The sequence below is a fragment of the Mesorhizobium sp. WSM4841 genome (assembly GCF_055811515.1).
Genome location: NZ_JBVVQC010000038.1, coordinates 1 through 23317, shown reverse-complemented (window position 1 = coordinate 23317; position 23317 = coordinate 1). Strand labels below are relative to the sequence as shown.

At 63.1% G+C, this 23317-nt stretch carries 25 protein-coding genes; 11 read left to right on the top strand and 14 right to left on the bottom strand.

The genetic code is table 11. From position 1 onward, the window contains the following. Window positions 1-13: 13 nt before the first annotated feature. From AC0L14_RS30135 to mdh, 4 genes are read right to left on the bottom strand one after another with little or no spacing between them, the layout of a single operon-like run. Window positions 14-385, bottom strand: a complete 372-nt coding sequence (locus AC0L14_RS30135) for a cupin domain-containing protein (protein ID WP_254017006.1) — start codon at window positions 383-385, stop codon at window positions 14-16. Window positions 386-418: 33 nt separating this feature from the next. After that, window positions 419-976: a hypothetical protein gene (locus AC0L14_RS30130; RefSeq protein WP_473638581.1), complete on the bottom strand. Its 558-nt coding sequence runs from the start codon at window positions 974-976 to the stop codon at window positions 419-421. 10 nt (window positions 977-986) lie between these two features. Then, window positions 987-2180 (bottom strand): ADP-forming succinate--CoA ligase subunit beta, encoded by a 1194-nt coding sequence (gene sucC / locus AC0L14_RS30125; protein WP_473751676.1) that lies wholly within the window; start codon window positions 2178-2180, stop codon window positions 987-989. A 16-nt stretch (window positions 2181-2196) separates the two neighbouring features. Further along, on the bottom strand, window positions 2197-3165 hold the full coding sequence (mdh, locus tag AC0L14_RS30120; RefSeq protein ID WP_473751675.1) for a malate dehydrogenase: 969 nt from the start codon (window positions 3163-3165) through the stop codon (window positions 2197-2199). Between the two features lie 218 nt (window positions 3166-3383). On the opposite strand from mdh, the gene AC0L14_RS30115 reads away from it, so the two are divergent. Further along, complete coding sequence (locus AC0L14_RS30115; protein ID WP_473751674.1) at window positions 3384-3812, top strand: GNAT family N-acetyltransferase; 429 nt, start codon at window positions 3384-3386, stop codon at window positions 3810-3812. Window positions 3813-4010: 198 nt separating this feature from the next. On the opposite strand, the gene zapE is transcribed toward AC0L14_RS30115, so the two are convergent. Next, window positions 4011-5207: a cell division protein ZapE gene (gene zapE, locus AC0L14_RS30110; protein ID WP_473751673.1), complete on the bottom strand. Its 1197-nt coding sequence runs from the start codon at window positions 5205-5207 to the stop codon at window positions 4011-4013. A gap of 82 nt (window positions 5208-5289) precedes the next feature. Continuing rightward, a complete protein-coding gene (locus AC0L14_RS30105; protein ID WP_123148790.1) occupies window positions 5290-5829 on the bottom strand; it encodes an AprI/Inh family metalloprotease inhibitor in 540 nt (179 codons plus the stop codon). Between the two features lie 262 nt (window positions 5830-6091). Here AC0L14_RS30105 and AC0L14_RS30100 point away from each other — a divergent pair, with 262 nt between their 5' ends. After that, complete coding sequence (locus tag AC0L14_RS30100; protein WP_473751672.1) at window positions 6092-7132, top strand: MBL fold metallo-hydrolase; 1041 nt, start codon at window positions 6092-6094, stop codon at window positions 7130-7132. On the opposite strand, the gene AC0L14_RS30095 is transcribed toward AC0L14_RS30100, so the two are convergent. Further along, window positions 7129-8388 (bottom strand): flavin-containing monooxygenase, encoded by a 1260-nt coding sequence (locus AC0L14_RS30095; RefSeq protein ID WP_473751671.1) that lies wholly within the window; start codon window positions 8386-8388, stop codon window positions 7129-7131. The genes AC0L14_RS30100 and AC0L14_RS30095 overlap by 4 nt on opposite strands. 197 nt (window positions 8389-8585) lie before the next feature. On the opposite strand from AC0L14_RS30095, the gene AC0L14_RS30090 reads away from it, so the two are divergent. From AC0L14_RS30090 to AC0L14_RS30060, 7 genes are all read left to right on the top strand, one after another. Further along, window positions 8586-8747: a DUF1328 domain-containing protein gene (locus tag AC0L14_RS30090; protein WP_473486015.1), complete on the top strand. Its 162-nt coding sequence runs from the start codon at window positions 8586-8588 to the stop codon at window positions 8745-8747. Window positions 8748-8922: 175 nt separating this feature from the next. Then, the gene (gene dapF / locus AC0L14_RS30085) at window positions 8923-9807 is read left to right on the top strand and encodes a diaminopimelate epimerase (RefSeq protein ID WP_473751670.1); all 885 of its coding nucleotides are present in this window, start codon (window positions 8923-8925) and stop codon (window positions 9805-9807) included. Then, a complete protein-coding gene (gene mtaB / locus AC0L14_RS30080) occupies window positions 9807-11144 on the top strand; it encodes a tRNA (N(6)-L-threonylcarbamoyladenosine(37)-C(2))-methylthiotransferase MtaB (protein WP_473751669.1) in 1338 nt (445 codons plus the stop codon). Before dapF ends, mtaB begins: the two co-directional genes overlap by 1 nt. An 11-nt stretch (window positions 11145-11155) precedes the next feature. Next, window positions 11156-12886 (top strand): signal recognition particle-docking protein FtsY, encoded by a 1731-nt coding sequence (gene ftsY / locus AC0L14_RS30075; RefSeq protein ID WP_473751668.1) that lies wholly within the window; start codon window positions 11156-11158, stop codon window positions 12884-12886. Between the two features lie 62 nt (window positions 12887-12948). Continuing rightward, on the top strand, window positions 12949-13623 hold the full coding sequence (locus AC0L14_RS30070; protein WP_473525881.1) for a septation protein A: 675 nt from the start codon (window positions 12949-12951) through the stop codon (window positions 13621-13623). Between the two features lie 16 nt (window positions 13624-13639). Next, window positions 13640-14260, top strand: coding sequence for a pyridoxamine 5'-phosphate oxidase family protein (locus AC0L14_RS30065; protein WP_473751667.1), 621 nt, complete (start codon window positions 13640-13642; stop codon window positions 14258-14260). Between the two features lie 35 nt (window positions 14261-14295). Beyond that, window positions 14296-14820 carry an NADPH-dependent FMN reductase gene (locus AC0L14_RS30060; protein WP_473751666.1) on the top strand — a complete coding sequence of 175 codons (525 nt, stop codon included), beginning with the start codon at window positions 14296-14298 and terminating at the stop codon, window positions 14818-14820. 297 nt (window positions 14821-15117) lie between these two features. Here the strand turns inward: AC0L14_RS30060 and AC0L14_RS30055 are convergent, their stop codons facing one another. Together AC0L14_RS30055 and AC0L14_RS30050 are read right to left on the bottom strand one after the other, a co-directional pair. After that, the gene (locus tag AC0L14_RS30055) at window positions 15118-15327 is read right to left on the bottom strand and encodes a tautomerase family protein (RefSeq protein ID WP_473485951.1); all 210 of its coding nucleotides are present in this window, start codon (window positions 15325-15327) and stop codon (window positions 15118-15120) included. Between the two features lie 32 nt (window positions 15328-15359). Continuing rightward, window positions 15360-16277: an SMP-30/gluconolactonase/LRE family protein gene (locus AC0L14_RS30050; RefSeq protein ID WP_473751664.1), complete on the bottom strand. Its 918-nt coding sequence runs from the start codon at window positions 16275-16277 to the stop codon at window positions 15360-15362. Window positions 16278-16585: 308 nt separating this feature from the next. On the opposite strand from AC0L14_RS30050, the gene AC0L14_RS30045 reads away from it, so the two are divergent. Then, on the top strand, window positions 16586-16753 hold the full coding sequence (locus AC0L14_RS30045; protein ID WP_084646772.1) for a hypothetical protein: 168 nt from the start codon (window positions 16586-16588) through the stop codon (window positions 16751-16753). 93 nt (window positions 16754-16846) lie between these two features. Here the strand turns inward: AC0L14_RS30045 and AC0L14_RS30040 are convergent, their stop codons facing one another. The 5 genes from AC0L14_RS30040 to ccmA form a co-directional block, all read right to left on the bottom strand. Continuing rightward, the gene (locus AC0L14_RS30040; protein WP_473751663.1) at window positions 16847-17890 is read right to left on the bottom strand and encodes a DUF2332 domain-containing protein; all 1044 of its coding nucleotides are present in this window, start codon (window positions 17888-17890) and stop codon (window positions 16847-16849) included. Between the two features lie 15 nt (window positions 17891-17905). Then, complete coding sequence (locus AC0L14_RS30035; protein ID WP_473751662.1) at window positions 17906-18484, bottom strand: DsbE family thiol:disulfide interchange protein; 579 nt, start codon at window positions 18482-18484, stop codon at window positions 17906-17908. Continuing rightward, window positions 18481-18648 (bottom strand): heme exporter protein CcmD, encoded by a 168-nt coding sequence (gene ccmD / locus AC0L14_RS30030; RefSeq protein WP_029349414.1) that lies wholly within the window; start codon window positions 18646-18648, stop codon window positions 18481-18483. Before ccmD ends, AC0L14_RS30035 begins: the two co-directional genes overlap by 4 nt. A gap of 137 nt (window positions 18649-18785) precedes the next feature. Next, window positions 18786-19451, bottom strand: coding sequence for a heme exporter protein CcmB (gene ccmB / locus AC0L14_RS30025; RefSeq protein ID WP_095495630.1), 666 nt, complete (start codon window positions 19449-19451; stop codon window positions 18786-18788). Window positions 19452-19662: 211 nt separating this feature from the next. Continuing rightward, window positions 19663-20265: a heme ABC exporter ATP-binding protein CcmA gene (gene ccmA, locus AC0L14_RS30020; protein ID WP_473751661.1), complete on the bottom strand. Its 603-nt coding sequence runs from the start codon at window positions 20263-20265 to the stop codon at window positions 19663-19665. Window positions 20266-20550: 285 nt separating this feature from the next. Between ccmA and acnA the strand changes: the two genes are divergently transcribed. Then, window positions 20551-23241 (top strand): aconitate hydratase AcnA, encoded by a 2691-nt coding sequence (acnA, locus tag AC0L14_RS30015; protein WP_473751660.1) that lies wholly within the window; start codon window positions 20551-20553, stop codon window positions 23239-23241. Window positions 23242-23317 lie beyond the last annotated feature (76 nt).

The window sequence follows — 23317 nt, the reverse complement described above, 5'->3', positions numbered from 1 at the left end:
GGTCATCGTCAGGTCACAGCCGTTTCAGGTCGGCGACGGTGAGGTCGCTCTTGGCGTTGCCGGTGTTGAGCGTCGTCGCCGGTTCGAACATCAGCACCACCGGCTCCTCGCTCAGCGAGCGCGGCCGGTGCTCGACGGACCGCGGCACGACGATGAATTCGCCGCTGCCAAGTTCCACCGTGCCGTCGCGGAAATCGATAGCGATGCGGCCGCGCAGCACCAGGAACGCTTCATCCTCATTGTCATGCGCGTGCCAGTCGAAGACATCGCCGAACTTGGCGATCTTGACCTGGGCGTCGTTGACGTCGCCGGCGATATGCGGATCGAAGACCTTCTTGATCTTCTGATCCGCCGCCTCGACCAGATTTATCTTGTGCGGAGGCACCAGATCAGCCCTTCACGCTTGTGGATGGAGGGGTCATAGAGAATTCCCCACTTGAGGCCGAGGAGTTCCAAAACGAAAAACTCCACTGAACTTTTCGTCTACCGGATTGTCGCCGATGGTCCAGATAACGAGGCATGCGGCGCTGCCGTCCCCAGCAGCCTGGCACTCCTTGTTTGCGTAAATCCGGACGTAGTTTTGGTCCGCTAGATCGCCAAGAACCCCCTCCTTCGGCACCTCGATCAAACCCCGCGAGCGAGCGTAGTCATCAAACTCTGCCATTCGAATCGTAGTTCCGAAGATCTCACAGATGTCGAGCAAAGACTTATTCCCATTTGATCCTGCCGGATTGAGTATGACAAACGGCGCCGAGAGAGTTCCAGTAATCGGTCGATCGAAAGTCTTTCTGCCACGGTCGTCAGAATCGATCGAAAATCCATTCTCGATCGTCAATTGCTCCGCTTTATTCAAATCGCCGTTTGATGCGATGCAGATATTCTTATAGAGCACCATTGCATCCGAAATCTCTTCCGCGTGCGCCGGCAGGGCGAAGCAGCCGAGTCCAATTGCACACAGAAGTCGGGTCGAGATCATCGACTGCCCTTCAGCCCTTCACTGCCGCCACGATTTTCTTCGCGGCATCGTCGAGGTCGTCGGCCGAGACGACGTTGAGCCCGCTGTCGTTGATGATCTTCTTGCCGAGTTCGGCATTGGTGCCTTCCAGCCGCACCACCAGCGGCACTTGCAGCCCGACTTCCTTGACTGCTGCGATCACGCCCTCGGCGATGATGTCGCACTTCATGATGCCGCCAAAAATGTTGATCAGGATGCCCTTGACCGCCGGATCCTTGGTGATGATCTTGAACGCCGCCGTCACCTTCTCCTTCGACGCACCGCCGCCGACATCGAGGAAGTTGGCGGGTTCGGCGCCATAGAGCTTGATGATGTCCATCGTCGCCATGGCGAGGCCGGCGCCGTTGACCATGCAGCCGATATTGCCGTCGAGCGCGACATAGGCGAGGTCGTGTTTCGACGCCTCGATCTCCTTCTCGTCCTCTTCGGTGATGTCGCGCAACTCCATCACGTCGGGATGGCGAAACAACGCGTTGTTGTCGAACGACACTTTTGCGTCGAGCACGCGCAGCCGGCCGTTCTTCATGACGATCAGCGGGTTGACCTCGAGCAGGCTCATGTCCTTCTCCAGAAAGGCTTTGTAGAGGATCGGGAACAGCGTCTCGCCGTCCTTGGCGGCGTCGCCGTCGAGCTGCAGCGCGCCGTTGAGTTCTTTCAAATCAGCCGCCGTCACACCCTTTTCCGGGTCGATGGCGAGGGTGATGATCTTTTCCGGCGTGTCGTGGGCGACCGCCTCGATGTCCATGCCGCCCTCGGTCGAAACGACGAAGGCGATGCGGCCGACCGAGCGGTCGACCAGCAGCGACAGATAGAGCTCGCGCTCGATGTCGGCGCCGTCCTCGATATAGAGGCGATTGACCTGCTTGCCCGCCGGGCCGGTCTGCTTGGTGACCAGAGTGTGGCCAAGCATTTCCTTGGCGTTAGCGACCACTTCGGCCACCGACTTCGCCAGCCTGACGCCGCCCTTGGCGTCGGGGCCGAGTTCCCTAAACTTGCCCTTGCCGCGGCCGCCGGCATGGATCTGGCTCTTCACCACATAGAGCGGGCCGGGCAACGCCTTGGCGGCGGCTTCCGCCTCGCTTGCCCTAAACACCGGCACGCCTTCGGCCACCGGTGCGCCAAAGCCCTTCAGCAGCGCCTTGCCCTGATATTCATGGATGTTCATGCTAGATATCTCCGGGTCACTTGGCGGCGAGTTGCGGAGCGATCTTGACGCAGGCCTCGCACAGGCCCTGCACCGCCGCCACCGAATTATCGAACATCTTCTGCTCGGCCTTGCCGAGCTCGATCTCGATGACGCGCTCGACGCCGCCGGCGCCGATCACCACCGGCACGCCGACATAGGTGTTCTTGACACCATACTGGCCGGAGAGATGCGCAGCACAGGGCAGCACGCGCTTCTTGTCCTTGAGATAGGCTTCGGCCATGGCGATCGCCGAGGCGGCCGGTGCGTAGAAGGCCGAGCCGGTTTTGAGCAGGCCGACGATCTCGGCGCCGCCGTCTCGGGTGCGCTGCACGATCTGGTCGAGCTTTTCCTTCGAGGTCCAGCCCATCTTGATGAGGTCGGGCAGCGGGATGCCGGCGACCGTCGAATAGCGGATCATCGGCACCATGGAATCGCCATGGCCGCCGAGCACGAAGGCGGTGACATCCTCGACCGACACCTTGAACTCCTCGGCCAGGAAGTAGCGGAAGCGCGAACTGTCCAGCACACCGGCCATGCCGACGACATGGCTCTTCGGCAGTCCGGAGAACTTCTGCAGCGCCCAGACCATGGCGTCGAGCGGGTTGGTGATGCAGATGACGAAGGCTTTCGGCGCGTATTTCTTGAGACCCGCGCCAACCTGCTCCATGACCTTCAGATTGATGCCGAGAAGGTCGTCGCGGCTCATGCCGGGCTTACGCGGCACGCCGGCGGTGACGATGCAGACGTCGGCGCCCTCGATGCCGGCATAATCGTTGATGCCGACCAGCCTGGAGTCGAAGCCATCGACCGGCGACGACTGCGCGATATCCAGCCCCTTGCCTTGCGGGATGCCCTCGGCGATATCGAACAGCACAACGTCGCCGAGATCCTTGAGGCCGATCATGTGGGCGAGCGTGCCGCCGATCATGCCCGAGCCGATGAGCGCTATCTTGTTGCGTGCCATGTGAGGATGTTGTCCCTTTAGACTGTGACGGCGCCATGACGGCGTCGAAGAAGCGGGCCGGAATGCTGCGGGGAAGCCGCGAATTTTCGCCGCCCCCAATAGCCCCAGCGCGGAAGAAATTCAAACGATTATTTTGGAGTGAACAATTTCAATCGGTTAGAAACAACGGGAATTACGTAAGCGTCAAAAGAATTGAGCCGACTTGGGAAAGTTACGCAATGAAGATGGAAATAAGAAGGCTGTTTCCCGGCGATGACACCCTTGTGATGCGGGTCGCCGAGGACGTGTTCGACGAGCCGGTCACGCCCGATCGCCTTGCCGCCTATCTCGCCTCGCCAGGTCATTTCATGATTGTGGCATTGGCCGACGGCACAGTCGTCGGCCAATGCGCGGCCGTCATCCACCGCCACCCGGACAAGGTGAGCGAACTCTACATCGACGAAGTCGGCGTGGCGCCGGCCTTCCAGCGCCAGGGCATAGCGACGAAGATGCTCGACGCCATGTTTGAGCTCGGCCGCGAGCATGGCTGCGAGGAGGCCTGGGTCGGCACCGAGCCGCGCAATGTCTCGGCGCGCGCGCTTTATGAGGCGCGGAAGGAGCCGCACGGGCCGGCGGAGGCGTTCGTGATGTATGTGTATCGGTTGTAGGCGCCGGCGGGACAGTACCCCCTCTGTCCTGCCGGACATCTCCCCCTCAAGGGGGGAGATCAGCAGCTTCGACGCTCCGCTCACGCCTGCGACGTTGGAGATTGGCGAGCGAAAGATGACGGCCAATCTCCCCCCTTGAGGGGGAGATGTCCGGCAGGACAGAGGGGGCGAAGGATCGCGACCTTCCGGAGACTATCTTCAGGCCCGAGCCTGCTGCGCTTCGGTCAGCGTCGCCTTCTGCCTCTCCACCCAGTCCTCAAGCCATTCATGGCTCTGCATCTCGATCAGCCGTGACGCTGTGCGCTCGAACTCGAACACCTCGGCGCCGCGCTTGGCCGTATACAGCTGCGGTGGCGGTGCAGCGGCGCTCATTACCAGCCGCACATGATGGTCGTATAGAGTGTCGATCAGCAGGATGAAGCGCTTGGCCTCGTTGCGCATGCCTTCGCCGAGCACCGGCACATGATCGATGAAGACGGTCGAGAAGCGGCCGGCAATCGCCAGGAAATCGCGGGCGCCGAGCGGTTTTTCGCAAAGATCGGCAAAGGAAAACCGCGCCGCTTCGCCGGCGGCACGCGGCACCACGACCTGCCGGCCCTTTACCGTCAGCATAGCCTCGGCCGCCGGCCTGCCATGCGTCATCACTTCCCAGGCCTCGTCGAGAACAGCATCGGCGGCGGCATCGGCGGGGGTGACATAGACCGGCAGGCGGCTGAGCTTGTCCAGCCGATAGTCCTTGTCGGCGTCCAGCGCCAGCACCTGCGCATGCCGCTCCAGGATGCCGATGAAGGGCAGGAAAAGCTTGCGGTTCAAGCCGTCGCGGTAGAGATCCTGCGGCGCGACATTGGACGTGGCGACCAGCACGACGCCGTTGGCAAACAGCGCCGAGAACAGCCGGGACAGGATCATCGCATCGGCGATGTCGGTGACGGAAAACTCGTCGAAGCAAAGCACCCAGGCTTCCTCGGCCAACGTGCGGGCCACCGGCGCGATCGGGTCGTCTTCCCTGACGGTGCCCTCTTTGCGCGCCTGCCGGTGCTTCTGGATACGGTCCTGCACATCGGCCATGAAGTCGTTGAAATGCACACGGCGCTTGCGCCTGACCGGCACCAGCTCGAAGAACATGTCCATCAGCATGGTCTTGCCGCGGCCGACGCCGCCATGGATGTAGAGGCCCTTGACGGGCTCGCGCGTCTCGCGCTTACGGGCGAACAGCCAGCCCAGCGCGCTCGATTTGTGCGCCAGCCGCTTTGCCGAGATCTCATCGATCAGCCGGTCGAGTGCCGCGACGATCCGCTCCTGCGCCGGATCGCGGTCAACCAGGCCTGACACAACCAGATGGTCGTAGCGCTGCCGGACGGTCGCATGGGTCTGAAGGCCGTCACGCAGATGCATCGGTCACGTCGTTCTAGAGCAATTCCAAGAAAAGTATGTCTCGGTTTTCCGTCGGATTTGCGTAAAAATAAATGGGGGCGGGTCAGCCTCTTGTAAGCGAGATCGGCAGGCCGTTGGAAGTTTGGCCGTCGAATTTCTCTCCGCCCGAGGAATAGAGCCGTGCCAGCGTGCCGCCATTCTCGTCGTACAGCGTCAACTGCTTGCCGGCGACGTTCCAGGACTTAATGCCGTTGATCGGCGCCGGGCAATGCAGCGGCCCGGCCCGGTAGCCGGCGCCGAATTTGGTCTGTGGCGTCGCCACCTGGCAGCTCTGGCCGGAGACGCTGGCCTTCCACACGCCGGCGACGCTGGAGGCGGTAAGATCCGCAGCCCCGGCCGGAGCCGTCCCGTCCGGTGGCAGCGAAGCCACCTCGGAACCTTGCGGCGCCGTTGGAAATTTCGACGGGTCGGCAGTGCCGGGCGCCGCCGGCGGCGGCAGCTGATTTGCGGTCACCGTGCCGGAGGGCGCGGCCTCAAGCGGCGACGGCTGCTGGTCCATCGACGAGAATCGTGACGTTGAACAGCCGCTCGCAACGAGCGCGGCAAGCGATACGGCCAGCAGACCGGTTTTCGAAAAATTCATTTCAAACCTCCGTCGGATCCGGCTCGGGCTGCCGTCCGCACAATCTCCCATCACCAAGATGGAGAAGGTGGCGAAATTTCAACCCGATATGGTTAAAATACTTTTTGCGGCAGCGTCTGTTGCAATTTTACCACAAAATACATGCAGCCTAAAAGCCTGCCCTGTAGGTCTGACAGAGGCGCGCAGCTGTTTTGCTGGACAGGCGTGCTCCTGGCATTCGGCCGCCAAATGCTTGCGCCAGCCGGGTCCGGTCCTATCTCTGATGAAACGGAACCCTGCCGGAGGCGAAACCTTGGCTGCGAGAAAAAGAGCCGCCAATCGCTATTACAGCGGCCCGCCGAGCGATCATTTCGACGGCACCTTGTTCTTCAATCCCAACGGCAAGCTGCCTGCCCGCTTTTCCGATCTTTTGAAGTGGCAGTTGGGCGGCGAACGCTCGAAATGGCCGGCGGCGAATCCAAGTCCGTTTCATCAGGCGACACCGGCCAAACGGATCGACGGCTCCGAACTGAGGCTGACCATGGTCGGCCATTCCTCGCTGTTCATCCAGACAGCCGGCCTGAACATTCTCACCGACCCGGTCTGGTCGCGGCGCGTCTCGCCGCTCTCCTTTGCCGGGCCGAAACGGGTCAATCCGCCGGGCATCGCCTTTTCCAACCTGCCGCCGATCGACCTCGTATTGGTCAGCCACAACCACTACGACCATCTCGACCTCGCCACGCTGAAGCGGCTGAAGACGAAGCACGACCCGCTGGTGCTGACGCCGCTCGGCAACGACGCCATCATCGACGATGGCGTTCCCGGCATGCGGCTTTCCGCGCATGACTGGGGCGAGCGGGTCGATATCGGCAAGGACGTCACCGTCCATGTCGAGCCGGTGCACCACTGGTCGGCGCGCGGCACCCGCGACCGGCGCATGGCGCTGTGGGCGGGTTTTGTGGTCGAGACGCCAGGCGGAAAGGTCTATTTCGCCGGCGACACCGGTTTCCACGAGGGCATCAACTACCGGCTGATGGCCGAAAGGCACGGCGGCTTCCGCCTCGCCATCCTGCCGATCGGCGCCTACGAGCCGCGCTGGTTCATGGCGCCACACCACCAGAATCCGGAGGAGGCGGTGCAAGGCATGCTTTTGTGCAACGCCGCCCATGCTGCCGGCTGTCACTGGGGCACGTTCCGGCTCACCAACGAGCCGATCGACGAGCCGGCCAGAAAGCTGGGCGAGGCCTTGGATGACCAGGGCGTCCCTCGCGAACGCTTTCGCGCCCTGCGTCCCGGCGAGGTCTGGGACGTGCCGGCGGTCTAGACAGTCGACCGGCTTCGCCGCGCAGGGAATCCCAAGGCTTCCATGTGCCTGGCTATATAGGCGGCGTCGCGACCTACGTACGAGAGAAGGCCGGAGCCAAAGGTGTGCATCCAATGGAGGCCAAGAAAATACAAGCCAGGAAACGCTGTCACGCCACGCTGTTGAACGGGTGCGCCGCGCGCATCGAAAATTGGCAAATCCATCCAGTTGTAGTCGAAGAGATATCCCGTTCCCCAGACAACCGAGCTGACGTTCTCGCCGGCAATATCGACTGACCGGGCATCGCCGATTTCCGCCAGGATTGGAGTTAGTGAAAGTTCATCGCTGTCGCGAATGTGGTCTGAGACTTCACGTTTGTCTGCCAACGTCTCCGCAGCGGAAACAAAATCGTCATAAGACTTGTCGGCTTCAGCCAAAATCTGGCAGGCATCGTCGGCAATCGACAGTTTTCCATCGGCGCATCCGAGCACACGTCCCAGCACCGTTCCGCCGTCGCGGGCGAAGCGGCGGACGTTCATATCGTAGCCGCCGTTGACGCCGGTTACGACCGTCGAGGGGGGATACCGCCGCTCCGGGAAACTGTCGATGGTGATCTCGAAACGTCCCATTTTGTCGAACCACCACAAAACATCCTTGCCGCGATAGCGCCGAGGCACCCGACGATGGGGGCTGACCGAAAGATAGACCTTGCGCCCGGATTGCTGGAGTTCATCGGCTATCTGGCTTCCAGATGCGCCGCTGCCCACCACAAGCACCGCTCCGGGGGGAAGCTCGTCGGGGCCGCGGTACTTCGAAGCGTGAACCTGATAAACGGATCGAGGCAAATTCCTGGCGGCAGCCGGAACCATCGAACGCTGGAACGGGCCTGTCGCCACAATGACATGGCGGGCTGTCATGCTGCCGGCGTTTGTGTCCAATGCATAATCGCCGGCATCCCTCTGCCAGAGCCTCGTGACTTCGACACCCTGGCGAACCGGAGCTGCAATTTTTGCTGCATAGTCCTCGATGAATTGCGAGATTGCGGTGTGATGGGCAAACCCTTCCGGCTCAGGGGCCTGATAAGAAAGCCCAGGAAGCTCAATCGACTGGTTGATGAATTGAAATCGAAGCGAATCCCAACGCTCCGTCCGCCAGCGTTCGGCAATACGAGCGCGTTCCAACACCACATGCTTTCGTTCATGCTGCTGAAGATAGTAGCTCATGGCGAGCCCCGCCTGGCCGCTACCGATGATGATCGTATCGCAACGTTCAGCCATTGATTAAAGACTTATCGAGCCGTCAAAACCCAACCATACGAGTGCCGACTTTCTTATCGTCGGCGAGGCGGCCATGCCCGCTACCATGTTGCCAGCTTTCGGTCGCTGGCCCTAGCAGAATCCAAGGAATTGGAACCCAAGCCATCGCAGACGCGTTTGTAGGCAGTTCCACAACCGCCGGCTGCGAGGTTTTTCTCCTGATCAAATGGATCATGATTCTTCTGATCATCGCGGCCGCGGCGAGCCTGCTCGGCATGCCGGCGCTGGCCGGGGCCGCTGCTACTGGCGCCCGTATCCTCATCGGCATCGTGCTGATTATCTTCCTGCTGGTCATGCTCGGCGTCTTCGCGGTGGCGTAGACGCATCGGCCCGAAAATCGGAATCGATTTTCGGAAAGCACGATGCGCGGGTTCAAAGTGTCAGAGCGTACTTTGTGCGTCCAAGTGGACGCACATCGCTCTGACGTCCGCACACTGGTAATTTCGGCCGGTATCCGCCATATAGGCGCCAAACCGGCATGAGACCTTTCGATCCATGGCAAGCACTGCTCCCTTCGCCAAGATGAACGGCATTGGCAACGAGATCATCGTTGCCGACATGCGCGGTCGCGCCGATCGGGTGACGCCGGCTGCCGCCCTTGCGCTCAATGCCGATGCGGCGACGAAATTCGATCAGATCATGGCGATCCACGACGCCAGGACGCCGGGCACCGCCTTTTTCATCGACATCCTGAATTCCGACGGAACCGGCGCGCAGGCCTGCGGCAACGGCATGCGCTGCGTGGTGCAGGCACTTGCCGCCGAGACCGGCCAGAAGACATTCGCCTTCGAGACCGTCGCCGGCATCCTCAACGCTGAAGAACATGCCGACGGGCTGATCTCGGTCGACATGGGCAAGCCGCGTTTTGGCTGGCAGGATATTCCGCTGGCCGAGGAATTCCGCGATACCCGCATGATCGAGCTGCAGATCGGCCCGATCGACGCGCCTGTACTGCACTCGCCCTCGGTCGTGTCGATGGGCAATCCGCACGCTATCTTCTGGGTCGACCGCGACGTCTGGTCCTATGAACTCGACCGGTTCGGCCCGCTGCTCGAAAATCACCCGATCTTCCCCGAACGCGCCAACATCACCATCGCACGGGTGACCTCGCCCGAGACGATGGTCATCCGCACCTGGGAGCGCGGCGCCGGCCTGACCAAGGCCTGCGGTACGGCGGCTTGTGCCGCCGTCGTCTCTGCCGCGCGCACCAGGCGGACCGGACGCAGTGTCTCCTTGGTGACGCCCGGCGGCGGCTCCTTGCATGTCGAATGGCGCGGCGACGACCACGTCATCCTCACCGGCGCCGCCGAATGGGAATTTTCCGGCAGCTTCGATCCGTCGACCGGGGTGTGGGCCCGCGACACCGAAAGCGCCGCCTGATGGCTCCTCTTGCCAAGAAGGGTCCCACTCTTTCCAGGGGCCCCACTCTTCCCAAGGGTGTTGACGTCGTCACCTTCGGTTGCCGGCTGAACACCTACGAATCAGAGGTGATGCGGCGAGAGGCGGAAAGCGCCGGCCTTGGCGCGCTGGAAGGCGGCGCCATCATCTTCAACACCTGCGCCGTCACCGGCGAGGCGGTGCGCCAGGCAAAACAGTCGATCCGCAAGGCCCGCCGCGAGAACCCGGCCGCCCGTATCATCGTCACCGGCTGCGCCGCGCAGACCGACCCGCAGAGTTTCGTCGCCATGGACGAGGTCGATCTCGTCCTCGGCAATGAAGAGAAGCTGAAGGCGCATTCCTATCGCGCGCTGCCGGATTTCGGCGTCAACGATACCGAGAAGGCTCGCGTCAACGATATCTTTTCGGTACGCGAGACGGCCGGCCACATGGTCGACGCCATCGAGGGCCGGGCGCGGGCTTTTGTCCAGGTGCAGAACGGCTGCGACCACCGCTGCACCTTCTGCATCATCCCCTACGGCCGCGGCAATTCGCGCTCGGTGCCGATCGGGGCCGTGGTCGAGCAGGTCGAGCGGCTGAGCGGCAATGGTTATGCCGAGATCGTGCTGACCGGCGTCGACATGACCAGTTTCGGCGCCGACCTGCCTGGCAGCCCGAACCTCGGCAAATTGGTCAAGACAATCCTGAAGCAGGTGCCTGGCGTAAAACGCCTGCGCCTCTCCTCGATCGATTCGATCGAGGCCGACGACGATCTGCTCGACGCCATCGCCACCGAGCCCAGGCTGATGCCGCATCTGCATTTGTCGCTGCAGGCGGGTGACGACATGATCCTGAAGCGGATGAAGCGCCGGCACAACCGGGATCAGTCGATCCGCTTTTGCGAGGATTTGCGCAAACTGCGTCCCGGCATCGTCTTCGGCGCCGACATCATCGCCGGTTTTCCGACCGAGACGGACGCGATGTTCGAAAAATCGCTGGAGATCGTCGAGGAATGCGGGCTGACGCATCTCCACGTTTTTCCGTTCTCGCCACGCGAAGGCACGCCCGCCGCGCGCATGCCGCAGCTTCGCCGCGAGGTGGTCAAGCAGCGCGCGGCACGGCTGCGCGCCGCCGGCGACGCCGCTTACCGCGGCCACCTTTCCTCGCTCACCGGAACGCGCCAGTCGATCCTGGTCGAGCGCGATGGGCTCGGCCGCACCGAAGGCTTCACGCTTGCCGCGATCTCTGCCGGCGCGCCGGGCGAAATCGTTGAGGCTGATATCGTCGGCCATGACGTTATCAGACTGATCGCGGCGCCGCTTGCCGCCCGCGCCGCCTGAGACGCAAAAACATGGCTGGTTTTCTCAAGAAGATATTTTCGTTCGGCAAGAAGGAAGTGGTCGAGGAGCGGATCGACGAGACCACGCCGCTGCCGCCGATCAAATGGGACGCTCTGGAGGCGCTGAAACCGGCGACGGAGCAGGCCGTTCCGGAATTTTTGAAACGCGAAGAGCCCCGGCCCGAGGCAGAAGCTGCGCCTCCGCCACCGGTCGAGGCGGAAGCACCGCCCGCGCCGCTACCGGCGCCTGTTGAAGAGGCCGAGCCCGCTCCGATCATTTCCCCCAAGCCACAAATCCAGCCGGAGCCTGCTCCGGTCGAGGAGCCGAAGCCTGAGCCCGCTCCTACCGTTCCGCCCGAGCCAGAAATCCAGACAGAGCCTGCTCCGGTCGAGGAGCTGCGGCCGCCGGAGCCGGAAACGGCTGCTGAGGAGCCGGAGCCCGAAGAAATCCCGGCCGCCCCCGTCATCGCTGAGCCAGTTCCTGCACCAGAGCCGCAGGAAATTCTTGAGCCCGAGCCGCAGCCGCCAGAAATCGCCCCGTTCCAGCCGGAAAAACAGCCGGAGCCGGAGCCCGTCGAAATGCCGGCACCGCCCGCTGAAGCTCCCTCAACAGCGCCCAAGTCTGAGCCGCCTCCGGCCGAAATCCCGCCCCCCATTCGCCAGCCTGCGCCGGTCGAGGCGAAGCCGGTGCTTGCCGAGATTGCACCAGAGCCGGAGGCCGTTCCGCAACCACCGCCGGAGCCAAAGCCGGCCCCCGGCAAGGTGACCGTAACCAAGAAGGTCGAGCAGAAAGCCGAGCCGCAGAAGGCGCCGGGACCGGCACCGAAACGCTCCTGGTTCCAGCGTATGAAGGAGGGGCTTGCCCGCTCTTCCCGGGAACTGTCCGGCAACATCGCCGGCGTCTTCACCAAGCGCAAGCTCGATGAGGACACGCTGCAGGATCTGGAGGACGTGCTGATCCGCGCCGATCTCGGCATGGAGACGGCGTTGCGCATCACCGATTCGCTGGCCGCCAGCCGCTACGGCAAGGACGTCTCCGAGACGGAAGTCCGCGCCATCATGGCGAGCGAGGTGGAGAAGGTGCTGACCCATGTCGCCATGCCGCTGGAGCTTGACCTCAGCCACAAGCCGCATGTCGTCCTTGTCGTCGGCGTCAACGGCACCGGCAAGACCACGACCATCGGCAAGCTGGCGGCAAAGCTGACCGACGGCGGCCTGTCGGTGATGCTCGCAGCCGGCGACACCTTCCGTGCTGCCGCGATCGAACAATTGAAGATCTGGGGCGAGCGCACCAAGTCGCCGGTCATCGCCTCCAAGCTTGGCGCCGATGCGGCAGGTCTTGCCTACGACGCGTTCGAACAGGCCAGGCAAGCCGGCTCCGACGTGCTGATCATCGACACCGCCGGGCGGCTGCAGAACAAGACCGAGCTGATGGCGGAACTGGAAAAGATCGTCCGGGTGCTGGGCAAGCTCGATCCGGAAGCGCCGCACACCGTGTTGCAGACGGTCGACGCCACCACCGGCCAGAACGCGCTCAACCAGGTCGAGATCTTCCGCAATGTCGCCGGCGTCAACGGTCTGGTGATGACCAAGCTGGACGGCACGGCACGCGGCGGTATTCTGGTGGCGATCGCGGCAAAGCACAAATTGCCGGTCTATTTCATCGGCGTCGGCGAACAGGTCGACGACCTCGAACCTTTCTCCGCAAGCGAGTTCGCCAGGGCGATCGCTGGAGTGGCATAACAAGCATGATCCCAAGAAGTTGCAGACTTCTTGGACAGGATCTTGCGCAAGAAGGAAAGCCTATGAACCCGCGCATCCTCGAACGCGACCCGTCCGACCCGCAGAAACAGAAGAAGGAAGGCGTCAATCCGCTGCTCAAGCTGGTGCTGGAGCTCGGCCCGTTGATGGTGTTCTTCTTCGCCAACGCCCGTGGCGCATGGCTGTCGCAGAAATTTCCGGTGCTGGCCGAATTCGGCGGACCGATCTTCGTCGCCACCGGCCTGTTCATGGCCGCGACCGCGATCGCGCTGGCCGCGTCCTGGCTGCTCACCCGCACCTTGCCGATCATGCCGATGGTGTCGGGCGTCGTCGTCTTCGTCTTCGGCGCCCTGACGCTCTACCTGCAGGACGACATCTTCATCAAGATGAAGCCGACCATCGTCAACATGCTGTTCGGCGGCGTGCTGCTCGGCGGCCTGTTTTTCGGCAAGTCGCTGCTCGGCTACGTCTTCGATTCGGCCTTCAGCCTCGATGCCGAGGGCTGGAAGAAACTCACCTTCCGCTGGGGCCTGTTTTTCCTGTTCCTGGCCCTTGTCAACGAGGTGGTCTGGCGGAATTTTTCCACCGACGCCTGGGTTACCTTCAAGGTCTGGGGCATCATGCCGATCACGCTTCTTTTCACCTTCAGTCAGATGCCGCTGATCATGCGCCATTCGCTTGAAGGCAAGACCGGAAACGAAGAGAAGGCCGGCAAGTAACGGTTAGGGAGAGGGCATGGAATTCGTCACCACGCGCGAAGAGCTGAGAACGATCTACAAGACGCCTCGGCCGACCGACGGCTCGATCCGCAAGGAACTGAAGGCGCTGGATGGCCACAGCCGTTCCTTCATCGGCAAAAGCCCCTTCGTGCTGATCGGCTCCTCCGACGGCGCCGGCAATGCCGATGTGACGCCGAAGGGCGACAAACCGGGCTTTGCCGCCGTGCTCGACGAGAAGACCATCGCCATCCCCGACCGGCCCGGCAACAACCGGCTCGACACGCTGGAGAACATTCTTCTCAACCCTTCGGTCGGGCTGCTCTTCCTCATCCCGGGCATGAACGAGACGCTGCGCGTCAACGGCGACGCCCGCATCACCGTCGATGCTGCTTTGCGCGAGCGACTCGCCGTTGACGGCAAGGAACCGCAAAGCGTCGTCCTGGTGACGGTCAAGACTGCCTACATGCATTGCGCCAAGGCCTTCCTGCGCTCCGATCTGTGGAGGCCGGAAACCTGGTACGACCGCGCGACGCTGCCGACACTCGGCCAGATCCTGCGCGACCAGCTGACGCTCGCCGATTCGGTCGAGGCGACCGACCGCTGGCTGGACGAAAGCTACAAGCAGACGATGTGGTAGGCTTTTCCCGACGCGATTCCAGACTGGCATCACCCTTGCTCAACATCCTGGCCATCTCTGGCAGCCTGCGGGCCGCCTCAACCAATTCGGCGTTGACCGTGGCCTTGGCCCAAAATGCGCCGACTGGTTGCCGCGTCGCCGCCTATGGCGGGCTAGGCCGCTTGCCGATCTTCAATCCGGATGACGAAGGCGAACGGACACCGCCGGAAGCCTCAGTGCTGATCGATGCCGTAACCAGTGCCGACGGCGTCAGCCCGGAATACGCCCATGGTGTGCCGGGCGGGCTGAAGAACGCGCTCGACTGGCTGGTCTCACGCGACGCCGCTGTCGCCAGGCCGGCCATGCTGGTGCACGCCTCGCCGCGCTCGCTGTTTGCCCGCGCGGCTCTGGCCGAGATCATGCGCACCATGTCTTTCGCGCTCTATGAGGAAGCTGCGCTCGAAATCGCCCTGCTCGGCAAGAAGCCTCCGGAGGTGGAGAAAATCCTGGCGGAACCGGCAAACCGGCTGGCGATGCGCAGCGCCATTTCGGCCTTCGCCGACTTCATCCGCTCGCGTTAAGTGGCGGCCACCGTGCTTTCGTTGTCCCGGAGCGGAGCGAACGCGAACCGAGCGTCGGCGATCCTTCGCGCCCCCTCTGTCCTGCCCTCTTTGCCACCACTTGGCATCTCCCCCACAAGGAGGGAGATTGGCCGTCATCCGCTTTCGCCAACCTCCATTGTTGAAAGACGGGCTAGGCGACGAAGCTGCCGATCTCCCCCAAGGGGCCTTGAGGGGGAGATGCCCGGTAGGGCAGAGGGGGCGCTGTCCCGCAGGCCTCTTGCAAACTTCCGCGCCGCTGCCGTGCCCGTCGGGAGATTAGCCCTTCCGTCTCAGCGTCTCGACATCGGTCTCACCGACGAACCAGTCGCGCGCATTGACCTCCTCGAAGACCACCCAGACATCGTTGCTGGTCAGGCCGGTGGCGCCGACGATCGCCGCGGTCACCTGGGCAGCGATCGCCGCTTTCTTGCCCGAGGGGTCATCGGCAATCACCTCCTTGACGAGGCGGATGTTCACGAATGGCATGGAGGCCTCCCTGGATGTTGCTTGACGGCCGCTCAAAATGTCTTGGCGCCGTTGACCATCAGCCGGACCATGTAGAGCGAGGTCGTGCCGGCGATGTAGAGGCAGTTCAGTTTGTTGCCGCCGAACACGCAATTGGCGACGACTTCCGGCACCTTGATTTTGCCGATCAGCGTCCCGTCGGGATCGTAGCAATGGATGCCGTCGGCGGCACTGGTCCAGATCCGCCCTTGATCGTCGAGCCTGAAACCATCGAACAGGCCGGCCGTGCAGTCGGCGAAGACCTTTCCGCCGGAGACCTTCTTGCCACCCTCGTCGATATTGAACACCCGCATATGCGCCGGGTTCTGCGTGCCATGGGTGCGGCCGGTATCGACGACATAGAGCTTGCTCTCGTCGAGCGAGAAGGCGAGCCCGTTGGGCCTGACCATGTCGGTGATCACCGCGTCGATCTCGCCGGTTCCGGGATCGGCCCGGTAGACATGGCAGGCGCCGATCTCACTCTCGGCCTTGTCGCCCTCATAATCCGTATCGATGCCGTAGGTCGGGTCGGTGAACCAGATCGAACCGTCGGACTTGACAACCGCATCGTTGGGCGAGTTCAGCCGCTTGCCGCGCCATTTGTCGGCGATGGTGGTGATCGAGCCGTCATGCTCGGTGCGGCTGACCCGGCGGCCCGAATGCTCGCAAGTGACCAGCCGGCCCTGCCGGTCGACGGTATTGCCGTTGGAATTGCCGGACGGCTGCCGGAACACGCTGACACTGCCGTCGGTCTCGTCGTAGCGCAGCATGCGGTTGTTGGGGATGTCGGACCACACCACATAACGGCCGGCCGCAAACCAGGCCGGCCCTTCCGCCCACCGGCATCCGGTGAACAGCTTGTCCACCTGCGCATTGCTGTTGAACAGCCGCGCAAAACGCGGATCGAGAATTTCGTAGTGTTCGGCGGCCATGGTTTCCTCCCGGTCATGCAAAATCGCTAGTGCCGGCGCGATCAAGCCAGCCGGCGATCAATATGGCAAGATCGTTGATGTCGGCCTCACCGCATCTTGAGACATCGGAGCAAAACACGGCAAGGCCGACCTTGCTCAAATGACAGGGCCCAAAATGACGGCGCTCATGCGCGGTTAACCGGCTATGCGTCCAGCGCAATGGTGCATTGCAACATCTTCTTTTGCAGCGCATCATAACTATGTCATGCTGCGTATCGATCAGGGAGGAACAACCTGCCGCAACAATGCGGCGCAGAAGGAACCTCGCTATGATTCTCGACAACCTCATGAGCCGCGCTCGCACCAGCATCGCCAAGCGCCGGCAATACAACCGCCTCATCGCCGAAATCGACTCTTTTTCCAGCCGCGATCTGGCCGACATGCGCGCCGACCGCAGCGAAATGCTCTACCAGGTCCACAAGCAGATCTACGGCTGAGGCGAACGCATGATCCCGAACCGAATGTCAGCGCAGCAAAAAGTTGCAGACTTTTCGGACGAGATCATGCGCAACCAGAACTGTTTGATCGGCTTAGCCGATCCATTCGATCCAGCGGCCGTGGTAATCGCAACGGGCCAGGCGGCGTGTCTCGCCGCCGGGCCATAGAGTGAGGCTGAGCACCGCCCATGGCTTTGTGGGATCGCGCGGCTCCATCCTCAGCCTTGCGATAGGCGCAGCCGCCGTGGCCTGTCTGCCCGCCTGCTCCAGGGTGGCGGTGATGGCATCCTTGGTCGCCCGCGGCAGGTATTGCCACATGGTCGAATGATAGAGCACGAAGGTGCCGCCCTGCTGCCGCGTGGCCAGTGCCTTCTCGATAAAATCCGCCGCGTCCGCTTTGACAAGCAGCGGTGGAAACTTTTCGGCAAGTGACAGCGCGGCGTCGAGCCGGGCCAGCCGCGCTGCCTGATCGGCCCAGACGTAAGACCGAAGCCGTAAGCGCGCCATTGGGTCGGCGACATCGATCGGCGCGATGTCGCAGCCGGCGCGATGGCGGACGTCGATCGCTCCACCAAGCGGCACAGCGAGGCCACGCACCTCCGGTGCCAACCGCACGGGGGAAGCCGGGTCTCCCCACTCGGCATCGCCGTAGCGGTAGTGAAAGCTGTCGAACAGGAGATTGAGCCCGGCGCTGGCGCCGATCTCGCACAGATCCAGCGGCAGGCCGGTTTCCCGCGCCACCGTCAGAAATCCAGGCAGCAGCATCGCCGACCGGGCGATTTCATTGGTCTGCGGCGCGCCGGCGAGGCCGGCGATGATCTGATCGTCGGACCGCGCAATTACCTCCGGCAGCACCGCCGCGATCTCGGATTCGCTTGTCTGGTTGGGCGGATAGATCAGTGCCAGCTGCTCACTGGCACCCGTCAGGACCAACCCATGCAGCGCGCCGCAGAGCCGCAATGCGAGGCCGTCGGCGCGCGCGTCGCCCGGCCAGCCGAGCACCGCCTGCCCAGCCCTGGAGTTTGCGTCGAGAACCTTGGCCAGCGCACGGCATAAATTCGCGGTGAAGGGCGAGCCAAGTCCATCGCAGGCTTTCGCCTGAGCCAGAAGATGATCGCGGATGTCTCGTTCGTCCATCGCGTTTCCGGTGTCTCAGCCGGGCGCTGCTAGCGCCTTCTCGACCTCCGGCAAAAGCAGCGTCTGCGCCGAGCCTGGCGTCAGCGGGCCGACATGCTTGTAGGCGATCTTGCCGTCCTTGCCGACGACGAAGGTTTCCGGCACGCCGTAGACGCCCCAGTCGATCGCCGCGCGCCCCGCCGCGTCGACGCCGATCGACTGGAACGGGTTGCCGAGATCGCCGAGGAACCGGCGGGCGTTTTCCGGCTGGTCCTTGTAGTTGAGCGCGACGATGACGAAGCGCTTGTCCTGCGACAACGCCAGCAGCACCGGATGTTCGTCGCGGCATGGCCCGCACCACGACGCGAAGACGTTGACCAGCGTAACCTTGCCGGCGAACTGCTTGGAATCGAGCCCCGGCAAATTCATGCCCTCCAGCGCCGGCAGATTGGTCTGCGGCGCCGGCAGGCCGATCAGCGCCGATGGCACTTCCGAAGTGTCGCGACCGGACAACAGCTGCGTCAGGAACAGCCCCGCCAGCCCGAGGAAAATCAGCAACGGCAACAGCACGATCAGGCGCCGCCCGCGCGCCGGCGTTTCCGTCTCCATGCTCATGATTTCCCCGCCTTGTCGGAGCGCCGCCGCACGCCGGATGCTTCCAGCTCGGCGAGGTCCCTCTTGCGTGCACGCTGGTCGAACAGGATCCAGCCGATCAGCCCGGCCAGCACCACGGCCGTGATGGCATAGGCAGCGGTCACATAAAGGGCGTGTACGCTCATATGGGTAGCTCCGCCGGCGCAAAAACTTTCAACCGGACCATTCCGCTTCGTTCGAACATGCCTTCCCTTAACCTTGCGCCATCGGCTTCGCAATCGACGGCAGCGCCGCAGCCTTTGACGTCAGGCGGCCGTCTAATTTAGTCCGCCCCATGACGTAGCGCTAGCGCTGCCGCAACCGGCCCCAGCACGGCAAGAAACAAGGTCAGCGCGGCGAGAATGAGGAAAGGCTGCAGGAACGGATCGGGGTTGGCCACCGCGCCATAGCTTGCCGAGACGCCGAAGATCAGCACCGGAATGGTCAGCGGCAGCACCAGCACCGAGATCAGCAGCCCGCCGCGCGGCAGCGCCACCGCCACCGCCGCGCCGGCAGCGCCGATGAAGGTGATTGCCGGCGTGCCGACCAGGAGGGTCAGCGCCGTGGCGCCGATGCCGATCGGCTCCATGTTCATGAACAGGCCCAGCAAGGGTGCCGCGATGACCAGCGGCAGCACGCTTCCCGCCCAATGCGCCAGGCATTTCGTCAGCACGGTCAGCGCCAGCATCTGCCGGTCGTCGCCGAGCACCAGCAGATCGAGCGAGCCGTCCTCCCGGTCGGCCTGGAACAATCGGTCGAGACCGAGCAGGCAAGCGAGCAAGGCGCCGATCCACAGGATCGCCGGGCCGATTCGGGCGAGCAGATTGAGGTCCGGTCCGACGCCGAAGGGGATCGTGGCGATCACCGCGAGAAAGAAGATCACGCCGGTCAGCGCCCCGCCGCCGGCCCGGATACTCAGGCGGATATCGCGCAGGAAGAGGGCTAGCATGGTGTGAGATGCCTTTGCCCAGGCACCCCCCTCTGTCCTGCCCTCTTTGCCACCACTTGGCATCTCCCCCTCAAGGGGGGAGATTGGATGGCACTTCGGCTTTCGCCAATCTCCATCCTTGAAAGATGAGCGCAGCGACGAAACCGCCGATCTCCCCCCTTGCGGGGGAGATGTCCGGCAGGACAGAGGGGGGTGGGCGGGAACCCCGACATCAACCAGTCATCCTCAATTCTTGCGCCCCCGCAAGCCCCAGCGGCAGATGCGTGGCCGCCACAACGATCCCCCCGTCTTCAAGATGCTTCCGCATCAGCACGGCGAATCGCTCTTCCGAAGCCTTGTCCAGCCCGGCCGTCGGCTCGTCGAGCAGCCACAGCGGTCGCCGGCTGACCAGCAATTTTGCGATCGCCGCGCGGCGCCGTTGCCCGGCGGAGAGATAGCCGAACGGCAGATGGCCGATACCATCAAGCCCGACCGTTTCCAGCGCCTGTTCAGCGCTCAAAAAATCCGCGCCCAAAAAATCGCGCCAGAAGCGCAGATTTTCCGCCACGCTCAGCGCTGTCTTCATCGCGTTCTGGTGGCCGAGATAATGGCAGGCCGAGGCTACCGACGGAAAATCCTCAGCGCCACCTTCGAGAAGCAAACGGCCTGCCGCCACCGGCAGCAGCCCGGCAACTACCCTGAGCAGCGTCGATTTCCCCGCGCCGTTCGGCCCGGTGACGATCAGCGCCTGGCCTTTTTCCAGGGCAAAACCGATGCCGGAAAAAATCGTCTCGCCGCCGCGTTCGCCGCCCAGATTTTCGGCGATCAGCCGCATTCCTTGCCCGTCCCGAAAACACCGCGCCACGGCAGCTGCCGCATCGCACAAAATAGCCGTTCGACTGTCTAGAACTATTCCAGGAAATTCTCTATATCCGGGTCATCCGTGCCAGCGGTCGGCACGGGAAGCGAATTAGCGCCGAACCAGCGCACGCGCCGCCTTGAACGGCTCGGGTTGGCTGGGAACGGACAGCGGAAATGGCCGTACCCGCACCTTTGCGCGTGATTGCATGCCATCGGCGTCCGTTCCCGTTCAGGCTGAACAGACAAGGACGGATCGCACGTGTCAAAATCCCTCGATAGTTTCAATTGCCGTCGCACGCTGACCGCGGGCGGCACCGACTATGTTTATTACGATCTTGTCGAGGCCGAGAAGAACGGCCTCACCGGCATCGGCCAGTTGCCCTATTCGATGAAGGTGCTGCTGGAGAACCTGCTGCGCAACGAGGACGGCCGATCCGTCACCAAGGAGAGCATCCAGGCGGTCGCCGGCTGGCTGACCGACAGGGGCACCGCCGGCGTCGAGATTGCCTATCGCCCGGCCCGTGTGCTGATGCAGGATTTTACCGGCGTTCCGGCCGTGGTCGACCTGGCCGCCATGCGCGACGCCATGGCTTCGCTCGGCGGCGACCCGCAAAAGATCAATCCGCTGGTGCCGGTCGACCTGGTCATCGACCACTCGGTCATCGTCGATGAGTTCGGCACGCCGCTGGCTTTCGCCCGGAATGTCGAGCTTGAATACGAGCGCAACGAGGAGCGCTACAAGTTCCTGAAATGGGGCCAGCAGGCCTTCCGCAATTTCCGCGTCGTGCCGCCCGGCACCGGCATCTGCCACCAGGTCAATCTCGAATATCTCGGCCAGGTCGTGTGGACCAACACTGAAGGCGGCGAAACCACCGCCTATCCCGACACCTGCGTCGGCACCGATTCGCACACCACCATGATCAACGGCCTTGGCGTGCTCGGCTGGGGCGTCGGCGGCATCGAGGCCGAGGCCGCGATGCTCGGCCAGCCCGTCTCCATGCTGTTGCCGGAAGTCATCGGCTTCCGCCTCACCGGCAGACTGAGGGAAGGCGTCACCGCCACCGATCTCGTGCTCACCGTCACCCAGATGCTGCGCAAGAAGGGCGTCGTCGGCAAGTTCGTCGAGTTCTTCGGTCCGGGTCTGTCCAACATGACGCTGGCCGACCGCGCCACCATCGGCAACATGGCGCCCGAATATGGCGCCACCTGCGGCTTCTTCCCCGTCGACGGCGAAACCATACGCTACCTCACCATGTCCGGCCGCGAGGAAAACCGCATCGCGCTGGTCGAGGCATACGCCAAGGCGCAAGGCATGTGGCGCGATACCGGCTCCGCCGACCCGGTCTTCACCGACCTGCTCGAGCTCGATCTCAGCGATGTCGTGCCGTCGATGGCCGGCCCCAAGCGTCCGGAAGGCCGGGTCGCGCTGGAAGACATTCCGGCCGGCTTCGCGAAGGCGATGGAGACCGAATACCGGAAGGCCGCCGAAATCGAGAAGCGCTACGCCGTCGAAGGCACCAACTATGATCTCGGCCATGGCGATGTCGTGATCGCCGCCATCACCTCCTGCACCAACACCTCGAACCCGAGCGTGCTGATCGGCGCCGGGCTGCTGGCGCGCAACGCCAACCGGCTCGGGCTCAAGCAGAAGCCATGGGTCAAGACATCGCTGGCGCCGGGCAGCCAGGTCGTCGCCGAATATCTGGAGAAGTCCGGCCTGCAGAAGGAACTCGACCAGATCGGCTTCAACCTGGTCGGCTTCGGCTGCACCACCTGCATCGGCAATTCCGGCCCGTTGCCGGCGCCGATCTCCAAGACCATCAACGATAAAGGTTTGATCGCTGCCGCGGTCTTGTCCGGCAACCGCAATTTCGAAGGCCGCGTCTCGCCCGACGTGCAGGCGAACTACCTCGCTTCGCCGCCGCTGGTCGTCGCCCACGCGCTGGCCGGGACCGTGACCAAGGATCTGACCACCGAGCCGCTCGGCGAGGACCGTGACGGCAACCCGGTCTACCTCCGGGACATCTGGCCGAGTTCGGTCGAGATCCAGGAGTTCATCGAGAAGAACGTGACGCGCGAACTGTTCGCCCGCAAATATGCCGACGTCTTCAAGGGCGACGAATACTGGCAGAACGTCAAGGCGCCGGAAGGCCAGACCTACGCCTGGGACGACCATTCGACCTATGTGCAGAACCCGCCCTACTTCGCCGGCATGACATCAGGCTTCGGCACAATCGGCGACATCAAGGGCGCCCGCGTGCTCGGCCTGTTCGGCGATAAGATCACGACCGACCACATCTCTCCGGCCGGCTCGATCAAGGCGGCATCTCCGGCCGGCAAGTATCTTACCGACCATGGCGTCGGCGTCGCCGACTTCAACCAGTACGGCACGCGGCGCGGCAATCACGAGGTGATGATGCGCGGCACTTTCGCCAACATCCGCATCCGCAACCACATGCTGGGCGAGAACGGCCGCGAAGGCGGCTACACCATCCACTATCCGTCGAAGGAAGAGAGATCGATCTACGACGCCGCCATGCAGTACAAGAAGGAAGGCGTGCCGCTGGTCATCTTCGCCGGTGTCGAATACGGCAACGGCTCGTCGCGCGACTGGGCGGCCAAGGGCACCAACCTGTTGGGTGTTCGCGCCGTCATCGCTCAGTCGTTCGAGCGCATCCACCGCTCGAACCTGGTCGGCATGGGCGTCATCCCCTTCGTCTTCGAGCAGGGCACCTCATGGGCCTCGCTCAACCTCAAGGGCGACGAACTGGTCGAGATCGACGGACTGAGCGCCATCAAGCCGCGCCAGAAGATGGTCGCGAAGATCACCTATGGCGACGGCACGGTGAAGAACATTCCGATCATCTGCCGCATCGATACGCTGGACGAGCTCGACTACTTCAAGAACGGCGGCATCCTGCAATATGTGCTGCGCGATCTGGCGGCATAGGAATTAGGGGAGTACGGGAGTAGGGCAGTAAGGGAGTAGGGAAGACGATACCTATTCCCCTATTCCCCTATTCCCC